The sequence below is a fragment of the Stenotrophomonas sp. S4 genome, from assembly GCF_054187805.2.
This window is the reverse complement of the sequence record NZ_CM196188.1, coordinates 4,638,050-4,650,663: the sequence shown is the minus strand read 5'-3', so window position 1 is coordinate 4,650,663 and position 12,614 is coordinate 4,638,050. Positions and strand designations below refer to the sequence as shown.

12 protein-coding genes are annotated in these 12,614 nt (G+C 66.6%); 10 read left to right on the top strand and 2 right to left on the bottom strand.

From position 1 onward, the window contains the following. The first annotated feature begins 70 nt into the window (after nt 1-70). The 6 genes from rpmB (at nt 71) to uvrD (ending at nt 6,453) form a co-directional block, all read left to right on the top strand. On the top strand, nt 71-307 hold the full coding sequence (gene rpmB, locus ACUZUJ_RS21675; protein ID WP_005411638.1) for a 50S ribosomal protein L28: 237 nt from the start codon (nt 71-73) through the stop codon (nt 305-307). Nucleotides 308-317: 10 nt separating this feature from the next. Then, nucleotides 318-485: a 50S ribosomal protein L33 gene (gene rpmG / locus ACUZUJ_RS21670; RefSeq protein ID WP_169411268.1), complete on the top strand. Its 168-nt coding sequence runs from the start codon at nt 318-320 to the stop codon at nt 483-485. Between the two features lie 506 nt (nt 486-991). Beyond that, nucleotides 992-1,240 (top strand): hypothetical protein, encoded by a 249-nt coding sequence (locus ACUZUJ_RS21665; protein WP_014038959.1) that lies wholly within the window; start codon nt 992-994, stop codon nt 1,238-1,240. 125 nt (nt 1,241-1,365) lie between these two features. Continuing rightward, a complete protein-coding gene (cls, locus tag ACUZUJ_RS21660; RefSeq protein WP_458220344.1) occupies nt 1,366-2,784 on the top strand; it encodes a cardiolipin synthase in 1,419 nt (472 codons plus the stop codon). Nucleotides 2,785-2,829: 45 nt separating this feature from the next. Then, the gene (locus tag ACUZUJ_RS21655; RefSeq protein ID WP_458220332.1) at nt 2,830-4,251 is read left to right on the top strand and encodes an FAD/NAD(P)-binding protein; all 1,422 of its coding nucleotides are present in this window, start codon (nt 2,830-2,832) and stop codon (nt 4,249-4,251) included. A gap of 9 nt (nt 4,252-4,260) precedes the next feature. Further along, on the top strand, nt 4,261-6,453 hold the full coding sequence (gene uvrD, locus ACUZUJ_RS21650; RefSeq protein WP_049446958.1) for a DNA helicase II: 2,193 nt from the start codon (nt 4,261-4,263) through the stop codon (nt 6,451-6,453). A gap of 109 nt (nt 6,454-6,562) precedes the next feature. On the opposite strand, the gene ACUZUJ_RS21645 is transcribed toward uvrD, so the two are convergent. Next, a complete protein-coding gene (locus tag ACUZUJ_RS21645) occupies nt 6,563-7,273 on the bottom strand; it encodes a hypothetical protein (RefSeq protein WP_235434964.1) in 711 nt (236 codons plus the stop codon). 135 nt (nt 7,274-7,408) lie between these two features. Here ACUZUJ_RS21645 and ACUZUJ_RS21640 point away from each other — a divergent pair, with 135 nt between their 5' ends. From ACUZUJ_RS21640 to ACUZUJ_RS21630, 3 genes are all read left to right on the top strand, one after another. Next, nucleotides 7,409-7,735 (top strand): low molecular weight protein tyrosine phosphatase family protein, encoded by a 327-nt coding sequence (locus ACUZUJ_RS21640; protein ID WP_049471152.1) that lies wholly within the window; start codon nt 7,409-7,411, stop codon nt 7,733-7,735. An 84-nt stretch (nt 7,736-7,819) separates the two neighbouring features. Continuing rightward, nucleotides 7,820-8,374, top strand: a complete 555-nt coding sequence (locus tag ACUZUJ_RS21635) for a hypothetical protein (protein ID WP_458220331.1) — start codon at nt 7,820-7,822, stop codon at nt 8,372-8,374. A 221-nt stretch (nt 8,375-8,595) separates the two neighbouring features. Beyond that, entirely contained in the window at nt 8,596-9,042 is a 447-nt protein-coding gene (locus tag ACUZUJ_RS21630; protein ID WP_005411629.1) for a universal stress protein, read from the top strand. 219 nt (nt 9,043-9,261) lie between these two features. Here ACUZUJ_RS21630 and ACUZUJ_RS21625 read toward each other — a convergent pair whose 3' ends face one another. Next, nucleotides 9,262-9,546 carry a DUF2782 domain-containing protein gene (locus ACUZUJ_RS21625; RefSeq protein ID WP_014038952.1) on the bottom strand — a complete coding sequence of 95 codons (285 nt, stop codon included), beginning with the start codon at nt 9,544-9,546 and terminating at the stop codon, nt 9,262-9,264. A gap of 98 nt (nt 9,547-9,644) precedes the next feature. Here ACUZUJ_RS21625 and polA point away from each other — a divergent pair, with 98 nt between their 5' ends. Further along, entirely contained in the window at nt 9,645-12,419 is a 2,775-nt protein-coding gene (gene polA, locus ACUZUJ_RS21620) for a DNA polymerase I (protein ID WP_458220330.1), read from the top strand. Nucleotides 12,420-12,614: the final 195 nt, after the last annotated feature.

Below are 12,614 nucleotides of genomic sequence, written 5' to 3'. Positions count from 1 at the left end.
GTGGTGGGCAACCATCGAGGCCGCCGTCTCCCGGGCTACGGGCTGACAACTACTACTATCGAGGTGCGCAATGTCCCGCGTATGCCAGGTTTCCGGCAAGCGAGTGCAGACGGGTAACAACGTCTCGCACGCCAACAACAAGACCCGTCGTCGTTTCCTGCCGAATCTGCACGAGCGCCGTTTCTGGGTGGCCAGCGAGAACCGCTGGGTCAAGCTTCGTGTTTCCGCGCATGCACTGCGCACCATCGACAAGAACGGCATTGATTCCGTTCTGGCTGAGCTGCGTGCGCGCGGCGAAAAGGTCTGAGGAGTAAAGCATCATGGCAGGCAAGCGCGATAAGGTCCGTATGATTTCCTCGGCCGGTACCGGCCACTTCTACACGACCGACAAGAACAAGAAGAACACCCCGGGGAAGATGGAATTCCTGAAGTACGATCCGGTCGTGCGCAAGCACGTCCTGTACAAGGAAGGCAAGATCAAGTAATCCGCAAGGATTGCTGGTCCCCGCGAAGAAACCCGCCCTTGTGGCGGGTTTTTTCATGTCTGGCATTCGGGTGGTGGGCACTTCCTGCATTGCCGCGGTGGGTGCCGACCGTTGGTCGGCACTGGGGCAGTCCCCGCGCAGGCTGTCGCCAATGCCGCCCTGCCTGGTGTGAAGGGCCGAATGCGATAAGTGATTCTTCCTACCGGTTCCGGTGCTCCGCGCGGTTCAAATCGATTGGAACGACGGGCGTGACCGTGCCCATGATGGCGAGCCGCTGCGGTTGCAGCGGTCGGGCTTGCAATCCCGTGAAGTCAATCAATCAGTAGACTCGCCCGCCGTCGCCGGAGATCCCTCCGGCGACGGTTGGTGACCTATCCGCCTCTATGGCGGACGGTGCGAGGGGGCCTTGCGCCCGCCGGTTCGTTTGCTGATTGATTGCTTCCCGGTATTGCAACCACGCATCGTCCGCCACCTTCACGGTGGCCAGATCCGTTGAAGGAGGTTGCATGAACACCCCATCACACCGGCAGGACCTGGAACTGGGCTGGCTGCGCCTGCAGCGCATGCTGCAAGGCATCGAGGGCATGGCGCTGCTGCTGTGCGACCACCACCTCGCGCTGGCCAACGGCGCGCCGTCGCCGCTTCCAGAGGCGCAGCTGGAACGGGCCGCACAGGCGATCGCCTGCATGGCGCTCAACGGCCGCCGCCACGCCGAATCGGTGCGGCAGCTGTGCGAGGTGCCGGTGCGGCATTGAGCCGTCCTGTAGAGCCGAGCCCACGCACGGCTGCTCTGCCGTCGGACCGAAAGGCCGTCGAGCGCGGCTCGACTCTACAAGGGCCGGTGGGCAGAATGGCCCATCACCTCCCGACGGGCGACGCGATGCTGTTCGAGTGGTTGCTGGGTTCGTACCTGCTGCTGATCGACTGGCTGATCCGGCTGGTCGCGCTGTGCTGGATCCCCACCCGCACCACGCCGGGGGCGGCGCGCAGCTGGCTGCTGCTGGTCGGCTTCGTGCCGCTGCTGGGCCTGCCGCTGTACCTGCTGTTCGGCCACCCGTGGCTGTCGCGCGAGCGCATCCGCCGCCAGGCCGAGGCCTCGCAGGTCATCCGCGAGGAACAGGCGCTGCAGCATCGCCTGCGCTGGGCTCCGCAACCGGACACCGCCAGCGCCGAGATCGTGCCGCTGGTGCAGCGCCAGGGTGACTTCATGCCGGTGCACGGCAACGCGGTGGACCTGCTGACCGACTACGACGAATCGCTGCACACGCTGATCGCCGACATCGACCAGGCCGAAGACCGCGTGCACCTGCTGTACTACCTGATGTTCGACGACGCGGTGGGCGAGGCGGTGGTCGAGGCGCTGCAGCGCGCAGCGGCGCGTGGCGTGCAATGCCGCGTGCTGCTCGACGCGGTGGGTGCCAAGCGCGGCCTGCGCGCCTATCGCAAGCGCCTGGAAGCGCGCGACATCGAAGTGCGCGCGATGCTGCCCGGTGGCCTGCGCTGGCGCCGCAGCGGGCGCATGGACCTGCGCAACCACCGCAAGATCGCGGTGATCGACAACGAAGTGGCCTACGTCGGTTCGCAGAACCTGGCCGGCCCGCAGTTCGTGCCCGGTCACCCGAACCGCGAGCTGGTGGCGCGCGTGCGCGGCCCGGCGGTGGCGCATCTGGAAGCGGTGTTCGCCAGCGACTGGTACATGGAAACCGGCCAGCGCCTGGACGTGATCGCCGATGTGCCCGAATGCAGCGACGACATCGCCACCCAGCTGCTGCCCAGCGGCCCGGCCTACCCGTACAGCAACGCACGCGATGCGGTGGCGGCGCTGATCCACCTCGCACGGCGCCGGCTGGTGATGGTCACCCCGTACTTCGTGCCCGACGAAGCCACGCTGAGCGCGCTGCGCATCGCGGCGTTGTCCGGCGTGGACGTGCAGCTGATCCTGTCGGCCAGCAACAACCAGCGGCTGACCTCGTGGGCGCAGGAGGCGTACTACGACGAGCTGCTGCGCTGTGGCGTGCGCATCGCCCTGTACGAACCGCAGTTCCTGCACGCCAAGCACATGAGCGTGGACGAGGACATCGCCGTGCTGGGCTCGATCAACATGGATATCCGCTCGTTCGCGCTGAATGCCGAAATCGGCCTGATCTGCTACGACCGCGCGCTGGTGCAGCAGCTGTGCGCGATCGAGGACGGCTACCTGCGTGAAGCGCGGCAGCTGGACCTGCAGCAGTGGCGCAGCCGCCCCACGTGGCGGCGCAGCCGCGAAGGCATCGCACGCTTGGCCGATGCGTTGATGTGAGGCAAGGCCGGCCGCCCATTCCGGCAATCCGGCCTGTCATCGCCGATGGCCTACAATCGGCACATGACTGATTCACCGCGTAATGGCGAACTGGACCTGGCAATCATCGGTGGTGGTGCGGCCGGCGTGCTGGTGGCGATCCAGGTACTGCGCCAGGCCAAGGCGCCGCTGGCGCTGGCCATTTTCGAACCCGCTTCGCAGCTGGCGCAGGGCATCGCCTATGCCACGCCGTGGCCGGAGCACCTGCTGAACGTGCCGGCGGCGAAGATGAGTGCGTTTGCCGACCAGCCCGGCGATTTCCTCGACTACCTGATGTCCGCCAACGCCTACCCGGGCGAGGCGCGCGAGGTGCTGGGCGAGCGTTACGTATGCCGCCACTACTTTGCGGCCTACCTGCAACAGCGCCTGCAGGACGCCGCCAAAGCCAGCCCGGCGCCGCTGAAGGTGATCGCGCAGCCGGTGCTGGGCCTGCAGCCGGATGACCACGGTTACCGGCTGCAGCTGGGCGACGGACAGACACTGCACGCTGCACAGGCGGTGCTGGCTACCGGCAACAGCATGCGCCCGCTGCCGGTGGCCGGTGCCGATGCGCTGCCTGCCGACGATGTGATCGAGGCCTGGGACTACGACGGCGTACGCACCCTGGCCAGTGAGCAGGCCGTGGCCATTGTCGGCTCCGGCCTGAGCATGGCCGACACCGTGCTGGCGCTGGTCGCCGCTGGCCACACCGGCCCGCTGCACGTGATCTCGCGCCATGGCCTGCTGCCGTTGCCGCATGCGCATGGCGGCCTGCCCACGTTCGACCCGGCCACGCTGCTGCCGATGAACCTGCGCCAGCGCCTGCACGCATTGCGCGGGTTCGCACGCCAGGCGCAGGCCGACGGCCTGCCGTGGCAGGGCGTGATGGACCGCATCCGCCCGCACGGGCAGGCGCTGTGGTGCAGCCTCGATGAGGCCGACCAGCGCCGCTTCCTGCGCCATGTGGTGCGCTATTGGGACGTGCATCGCCACCGCATCGCCGAAGAGGTGGATGCGCAGCTGCAGACACTGCAGGACAGCGGCCAGCTGCGTATCCACCGGTCCCGCCTGCAGCGCGTCTGGCGCGACGGCGATGCGCTGCAGCTGTCCGGCCGCGATGCCTCGGGCAATGAACAGCAGTGGACGATCAGCGGGGTGATCAACGCCACCGGCGTGGAAACCCGTGCCAGCGCGCTGCGCAATCCGTTGCTGCAGCAACTGCAGGCCGATGGGCTGGCCCGCCCCGGCCCGCACGGGCTGGGCCTGGACAGCACGGTGCCGGGCGACCGCCTGTGTGCCGCCGGTGGCCAGCCGCAGGCACGGCTGGGCGTACTCGGCAGCCTGCGCATCGGCAGCCTGTGGGAAAGCCTGGCGGTGCCTGAACTGCGTCAGCAGGCGCACGCACTGGCAACCCAGGTGGTCGCAGGAGCCGCGACGGCGATGCCGTAAAATGGGGGCATGGATGTCTCCCACCTGCTTGATGGCCTGAACCCGGCCCAGCGCGAAGCCGTCTCCGCTCCCCCCGGCCACCACCTGGTGCTGGCCGGTGCCGGTTCCGGCAAGACCCGCGTACTCACCCACCGCATCGCCTGGCTGCATGAAGTCGATGGCGTGCCGACCCACGGCATTTTCGCGGTGACCTTCACCAACAAGGCGGCCGGCGAAATGCGCCACCGCATCGACGCACAGCTGCCCAATGGCAGCCGTGGCATGTGGATCGGCACCTTCCACGGCCTGGCCAACCGCCTGCTGCGCCTGCACTGGCAGGACGCGAAGCTGCCGGAAGGCTTCCAGGTGATGGATTCGGACGACCAGCTGCGGCTGGTCAAGCGCGTGGTGCAGGCGCTGGAACTGGACGACGGCAAGTACCCGGCCAAGCAGATCGCGTGGTGGATCAACGCGCAGAAGGACGAAGGTCGCCGCCCGCAGCACATCCAGCCCGAGCCGCACGACGCCTGGCTGGAAACCATGCGCCAGGCCTACATCGAGTACCAGGCACGCTGCGACCGCGCCGGCCTGGTCGACTTCGCCGAGCTGCTGCTGCGCGCGCACGAACTGCTGCGCGACAACCCGGCCCTGCTGGCGCACTACCGCGCCCGCTTCCGCGAAATCCTGGTGGACGAGTTCCAGGACACCAATGCCATCCAGTACGCCTTCGTGCGCGTGCTGGCCGGTGATTCCGGCCACGTGTTCGTGGTCGGCGACGATGACCAGGCCATCTACGGCTGGCGCGGTGCCAAGGTCGAGAACGTGCAGGGCTTCCTGCGCGACTTCCCGGGCGCGCAGACCATCCGCCTAGAACAGAACTACCGCTCCACCGCCAACATCCTCGGCGCCGCCAATGCGGTGATCGCGCACAACCCCGACCGCATCGGCAAGCAGCTGTGGACCGACAGCGGCGACGGTGAGCCGATCGACCTGTACGCCGCCTACAACGAGATGGACGAGGCGCGCTACATCGTCGAGCGCGCGCGCCAGTGGGTGCGCGACGGTGGCAGCTATACCGAAGTGGCCGTGCTCTACCGCAGCAATGCGCAGTCGCGCGCGCTGGAAGAAGCGCTGCTGAGCGAACAGGTGCCGTACCGCGTGTACGGCGGCATGCGCTTCTTCGAACGTGCCGAAATCAAGGACGCGCTGGCCTACCTGCGCCTGCTGTCCAACCGCAACGACGACGCGGCGTTCGAGCGCGCGGTCAACACGCCGACGCGTGGCATCGGCGACCGCACGCTGGACGAAGTGCGCCGCGAGGCGCGCGCGCAGGGCATTTCGCTGTGGGAAGCGACCATGCTGGTCACCCAGGGCAGCGCGCTGGCCGCACGTGCACGCAATGCGCTGGCCGGCTTCCTGGTGCTGGTCAACGAGCTGCAGGCGCAGACCCTGCACATGACCCTGGCCGAGCGCGTGGACCACGTGCTGGCCCGCTCGCAGCTGCGCGAGCACTGGAGCAAGGAAAGCCGCAACGCGCTGGACTCCGAATCGCGCACTGACAACCTCGACGAACTGGTCTCGGTGGCCTCGCGCTTCGTGCGCCGCGCCGATGACATCGAGGAAGTGGGCGAGGACATGGACGAGCTGGTCGCGTTCCTGGCCTATGCCGCGCTGGAGGCCGGCGAGGGCCAGGCGCAGGCGGGCGAAGAGGGCGTGCAGCTGATGACCCTGCACTCGGCCAAGGGCCTGGAGTTCCCGCTGGTGTTCCTGGCCGGCCTGGAAGAAGGCCTGTTCCCCAGCGCACGCTCGCTGGAGGAAAGCGGGCGGCTGGAAGAAGAGCGCCGCCTGGCCTACGTGGGCATCACCCGCGCGCGCCAGAAACTGGTACTGAGCTACGCCGAATCGCGCCGCATCCATGGCCAGGACAACTACAGCCTGCCGTCGCGCTTCCTGCGCGAGATCCCGCGCGAGCTGCTGCATGAAGTCCGCCCCAAGGTGCAGGTCTCGCGGCCGGCCTCGATGGGCGCCAGCCGGGTGATGGGCCATGCCTCGATCGAGGCACCGCCGATCAAGCTCGGCGCGCTGGTTACCCATCCCAAGTTCGGCGAAGGCATGGTGACCGACTACGAAGGCAACGGTGCCCACGCCCGTGTGCAGGTCGAGTTCGCCGACGCCGGCAGCAAGTGGCTGGTGATGGCGTACGCCAACCTGACGGTGATCTGATCACCGTCGAGGGGGCGCCGGGACACCTGTAGAGCCGAGCCCATGCTCGGCTGCTTTTCACGGCACAAGCAGCCGAGCATGGGCTCGGCTCCACAATCGCGGTCGGCCGTCAGCTGGTGGTGAACGTCTCCACGGCTGCCACCAGCCGCGCGCGACCCATCGCTTCTTCATCCTTGCGGTTGCGGATCAACACATAGTGGCCTTCCGCTGGCGACAGCACCTCGATCACCTCGCCGCGGTAGTTGGTGATCTCGATGAAGCCGTTGCCCACGCCGTTGAGGTTGTCGATTTCGGCTACTAACGTCTCCAGGCTAACGATTGCGCCGTCCCCGTCCGTTCCGCCGCCAGTGCGGGGATTGTCGAAGTACACGCCAATCTTCGGCTGCCTGGTCCTATGCCAGTTGTTGACGTCAACGATGTGATGTGTGGACCACTTGAACTCCTCCACCGACTCATTGCCGCTGAACTCGCAGCGGAAGATCGGCAGGCACAGGAACAGGTTGGTTCGATTGGCGTTGCGGTTCAGTAGCCCGTGATACGTGGCGGGAACCGCTAACGCGTGGGTGAAACCATAGGCGCTGGACGGAATTTCAAAGATCGTTGGCCCATCGTGTGAGAGATGATGCGGCGCGTTCAACAGAACGTTCGCGGCGAATTCCGGATCAGCGATGTCCTTGGAGGTGATCGCCAGATCGTGCCCGTTGGTGTTTCGCAGGCAGCAGTGAATCGTGAACGTCGCAACTACGTATTTGCCAAAGTAACAGCCATGGGCTTCGCCTAGCTCGCCGAACTCCCTTAACAGGTCATCCTTGGTGATCATGGGTATCTGGACAGTGGAAAAGCCCATGATGGCCCTTCGAGTGTTTTCCGGCCATGCAACTTGTCCGAAGGCACTTGGGGAGGGCAGAACCCTTTTCCGTTGGAAAAGGGATCCGACCCCGATTAGGCTGCGGGCATGACCCGCAACGTGCTCTTCCTCTGCAGCCAGAACCGCCTGCGCAGCCCCACCGCCGAGCAGGTGTTCGCCGATTGGCCAGGCATCGAGACCGCCTCGGCCGGGCTGCTGGCCGAGGCCGAGGAAGTGCTCAGCCCCGAGCTGCTGCAGTGGGCCGATATCGTATTCGTGATGGAGCGCGCCCACCGCAACCGGCTGTCCAGCCGTTACAAGGCATGGCTGAACGGCAAGCGGGTGATCTGCCTGGATATTCCGGACGACTACGAGTACATGGACCCGGTGCTGGTGGAGCTGCTGAAGCGCAAGGTCACGCCGTTCCTGCGTTGACAGGCTGTTGTAGAGCCGAGGGCAGCGGCTCCTGCCGCTACCCTCGGCTCTACAATAGGCGGCACTTCTTCCAGGAACGCCCCCATGACCGACCCCATGCTGCACGTCACCGTGAAGTTGAATGCCCGGCTGCAGCCGGAGCACCGCCACGAGCTGTTCGAGGATCCGCTCGATGCGCTGCTGCAGGCGGCCCAGGTGGGCGAGCTGACTGGTGGTGGTACCGCGATGTCTGACCTGGGTGAGGTCGAATACGGTGATATCGAAGTGGCGCTGGTCGATGCGGCCGGCGTGCCGAAGCTGATCGACCTGCTGGAGCAGCTGGGTGCGCCGAAGGGTTCGCAGCTGCAGGGTGCGGGCGGGGCCGACCGCAGCTTCGGCGTGACCGAAGGCCTGGGCATCTACCTGGACGGTCTGAACCTGCCGGACGAGGTCTACGAACAGTGCGATTCCAACCACGTGTTCGAGCAGCTGTCGGAGAACATCGACGGCCTGGGCGAGATCTGCAGCTGGTGGCAGGGCCCGACCGAGACCGCGCTGTACATGTATGGCGAATCGTTCGAAGCGATGCGTGATGCGATTGCCGAATTCGTGGGCAGCTATCCGCTGTGCCAGAACGCACGCGTGGTGCAGATCGCCTGAGCGACGTTGTTGTAGAGCCGAGCCCACGCTCGGCTCATGCACCCGAAGCCGAGCATGGGCTCGGCTCTACAGAAGAGGGCGGGCCGGGCTCTTCCCCCGGCCACGTGACGATGCGCACACGCCATTGCGCGGCGCCGGATTGATCCTGCTCAAGGCGCGCCCTGCACATCCGGTGTGCAATGGTGTTGTTCCCATCTGGCAGACCGCCACGGAGCCCCACCATGTACAAGCGCATCCTGATTGCCACTGACGGATCCGAGCTGGCCGACAAGGGCCTGGCCAAGGGCCTGGAGCTGGCCAAGGACCTCAATGCCGAGGTCGATATCGTCACTGTTTCCGAGCCGTGGGCCGTCGGGATGTACGACGCCATGGGCTGGAGCGTGGGCTACATGAACAGCCCCGAGTACAAGGCCGACCGCGAGGAAGGCGCACAGAAGGTGCTGCAGCCGGCGCTGGCCAAGGCGGCCGAGCAGGGCATCACCGCCAACCCTGTGCATGTGCTGGACCGCTACGCCGCCGACGGCATCATCGAGACAGCAGGGGAGCGCAACAGCGACCTGATCGTGATGACCTCGCACGGCCGCCGTGGCGTGACCCGTGTGCTGCTGGGCAGCCAGACCGCCGAAGTGCTGGCGCGCAGCACCCTGCCGGTGCTGGTCATCCGCTGATCCACACCCACTGATTCAAGCGTTCCCGGGGAGGGGACCCGACGCCGGCCGCAGGATGCGCGCCGGCGTTGTTTTTTGGGGCCGGGGGGCCATCCACGTGTGGCGTGGATCCACGTTCGTTGTCCCGGTAGATCCACGCCATGCGTGGATGGGCCGTGCCGATCGCCTTGATGGGGTCAGAGCCCTTTCCTGTGGAAAGGGATCCGCCCCCCGGTCACATCACCAGCTGTACAGCTTCCAGTACACCGGCGACACGCCGTCCTTGTCGTTGTCCATGCGGCCGTCGCCGTTCTTGTCGTACATGTAGAACGGGGCACCGCGCGACGGGGTCACCTTGACCATGCGCAGCTGGCCGGACACGCGGTATTCCTCGATGGTGTCACCGTTGTCCATGGTGCGCTTGGACACATCCGCGCCCTTGACGTCCACCGGGGGAGCGCCCGCGCCACCCATGCTGGCGCAGCCAGCGAGCAGGAGCAGGGAAGCCAGCATCAGGGTCTTCATCGGCGGGGGCCTTTGCCTGGAAAGAGCCCTGATTATGCCCCATCGCGGTGTACGGGCCGTGTCGCCGCGATGCAGGCACGGGCGCGTAGAATCGACCCATGAGCAGATTAGTCCTGATCGACGGGTCCAGTTACCTGTACCGCGCGTTCCACGCGCTGCCGCCCCTGTCCAATGCACAGGGTGAACCCACCGGCGCGCTGTTCGGCGTGGTCAACATGCTGCGCTCGACGCTGAAGGAGCGCCCGGCCTACGTGGCGTTCGTGGTCGACGCACCGGGCAAGACCTTCCGTGACGACCTGTACGAGCAGTACAAGGCCAACCGCCCGCCGATGCCCGATGAGCTGCGCAGCCAGGTCGAGCCGATGTGCCGCATCGTCGAGGCGCTGGGCATCAGCATCCTGCGCATCCCCGGCGTGGAAGCCGACGATGTGATCGGCACGCTGGCCCTGCAGGGCGTGGCGCAGGACCTGAAGGTGACCATTTCCACCGGCGACAAGGACTTCGCCCAGCTGGTGCGCCCGGGCATCGAGCTGGTCAACACCATGACCGGCAGCCGCATGGATTCGGACGCGGCGGTGATGGAGAAGTTCGGCGTGCGCGCCGACCAGATCATCGACCTGCTGGCGCTGATGGGCGACACCGTCGACAACGTGCCGGGCGTGGAGAAGTGCGGGCCGAAGACCGCTGCCAAGTGGCTGGCCGAGTACCAGCACCTGGACGGGGTGATGGCGGCCGCGCCGACCATGAAGGGCAAGATCGGCGAGAACCTGCGCGCCGCGCTGGAGCGCCTGCCGCTGAACCGCGAGCTGGTGACCATCCGCACCGACGTGGAGCTGGACGCCAGCCCGACCACGCTGGCCCTGCGCGAGCAGGACGTGCCGGCGCTGACCGAGCTGTATACGCGCTACGGCTTCACCCAGGCGCTGAAGGAACTGGGTGCGCCGCTGCCGGCGCCGGCAGCCGCCAGCGAGGCCACCCCGAGCCTGCGCGGTACCGCCGCCGGCTTCGCCCGTGGCAGTGCCGAGGCACCGGCCGCCGGCACGCTGGATCCGGCGCTGGCCGCACCGGGTGAATACGAGACCGTGCTGACCAGCGCGCAGCTGCAGGCCTGGGTCGAGCGCCTGCAGCAGGCCGATCTGATCAGCTTCGATACCGAAACCGATGCGCTGGACGCGATGCGCGCGCGCCTGGTCGGTGTCAGCCTGGCGGTCGAGCCGGGCAAGGCCGCCTACATTCCGGTCGGCCACGATTACCCGGGTGCGCCGGCCCAGCTGCCGATGCAGGAGGTGCTGGATGCGCTGCGCCCGGTGCTGCAGGACCCGGCGAAGAAGAAGCTGGGCCAGCATGGCAAGTACGACCTGCATGTGCTGCGCCGCCACGGCGTGGACGTGCAGGGCTACCACGACGACACCATGCTCGAGAGCTTCGTGCTCAATTCCACCGCCACCCGCCACGACATGGATTCGCTGGCCCTGCGTTACCTGGGCTACAGCACCATCAAGTTCGAGGATGTGGCCGGCAAGGGTGCCAAGCAGATTCCGTTCTCGCAGGTGGGCATCGACGAAGCCAGCCGCTATGCGGCCGAGGACGCCGACGTCACCCTGCGCCTGCACCACGCGTTGCAGCCGCAGCTGCTGGCCGAGCCGGCGCTGGACAGCGTGTACCGCGACATCGAGATGCCGCTGGTGCCGGTGCTGACCACGATCGAAGCCAACGGCGTGCGGATCGACACCGACGAACTGCGCCGGCAGAGCCAGGACCTGTCCTCGCGCATGCTGGCCGCACAGCAGAAGGCCACCGAGCTGGCCGGCCGCAGCTTCAACCTGGATTCGCCCAAGCAGCTGCAGGCGGTGCTGTTCGACGAGCTGAAGCTGCCGGCGGTGGTGAAGACCCCGAAGGGCCAGCCCAGCACCAATGAAGAGGCGCTGGAGGCGATTGCCGACCAGCACGAGCTGCCGCGGGTGATCCTGGACTACCGGGGCCTGGCCAAGCTGCGCAGCACCTACACCGACAAGCTGCCGGAGATGGTCAACCCGGACACCGGCCGGGTGCATACCAGCTACCACCAGTCCGGTGCCGCTACCGGCCGCCTGTCCTCGTCGGACCCGAACCTGCAGAACATCCCGATCCGCACCGAGGACGGCCGCCGCATCCGCCGCGCGTTCATCGCCCCGGAGGGCTTCCAGCTGCTGGCGGCTGACTATTCGCAGATCGAGCTGCGGATCATGGCCCACCTGTCCGAGGACCCGGGCCTGGTGCGTGCCTTCGAGCAGGGCGCCGACGTGCACCGTGCCACCGCCGCCGAGGTGTTCGGGCGCACGCTGGAGGAGGTGACCCCGAACGAGCGCCGTGCCGCCAAGGCCATCAACTTCGGCCTGATGTACGGCATGAGCGCCTTCGGCCTGGCCCGCAACCTGGGCATCGACCGTGGCCAGGCGCAGGACTACGTGGCGCTGTACTTCAGTCGCTACCCGGGCGTGCGCGACTTCATGGAGCGGATGCGCCAGCAGGCCCGTGACCAGGGCTACGTGGAAACCCTGTTCGGCCGTCGCCTGTACCTGAACGACATCCACGCCCGCAACCAGGGCCTGCGTGCCGGTGCTGAACGTGCGGCGATCAACGCGCCGATGCAGGGCACCGCCGCCGACATTATCAAGCGCGCGATGGTGGATGTGGACCAGTGGCTGCGTGACAGTGGGGCACCCGCGCGGATGATCCTGCAGGTGCACGATGAACTGGTCTTCGAAACCGAAAGCAGTTTCGTTGAAGACTTGCGTTTGCAGGTGGTGGAGCGCATGTCGCAAGCGGCCAAACTGCGGGTGCCGCTGGTGGTCGATACCGGCGTCGGCAACAACTGGGACGAAGCGCATTGACGGCATTTCAGGCCGAAAACGACGTGAATTTGTTCATGAGTCGGGGGTTTCTGACTCGACCATGAATGTTGCCCCGATTGAAATTCATTAAATGGGGCCCCTTCACGAACCGTTAGTGTTCGGAGTGCTTCTATAACTCTCGACAGGCGCAATGCCTGTTGTGGATCTCTCCCATCCCCTGGAGCAGATCTCGGA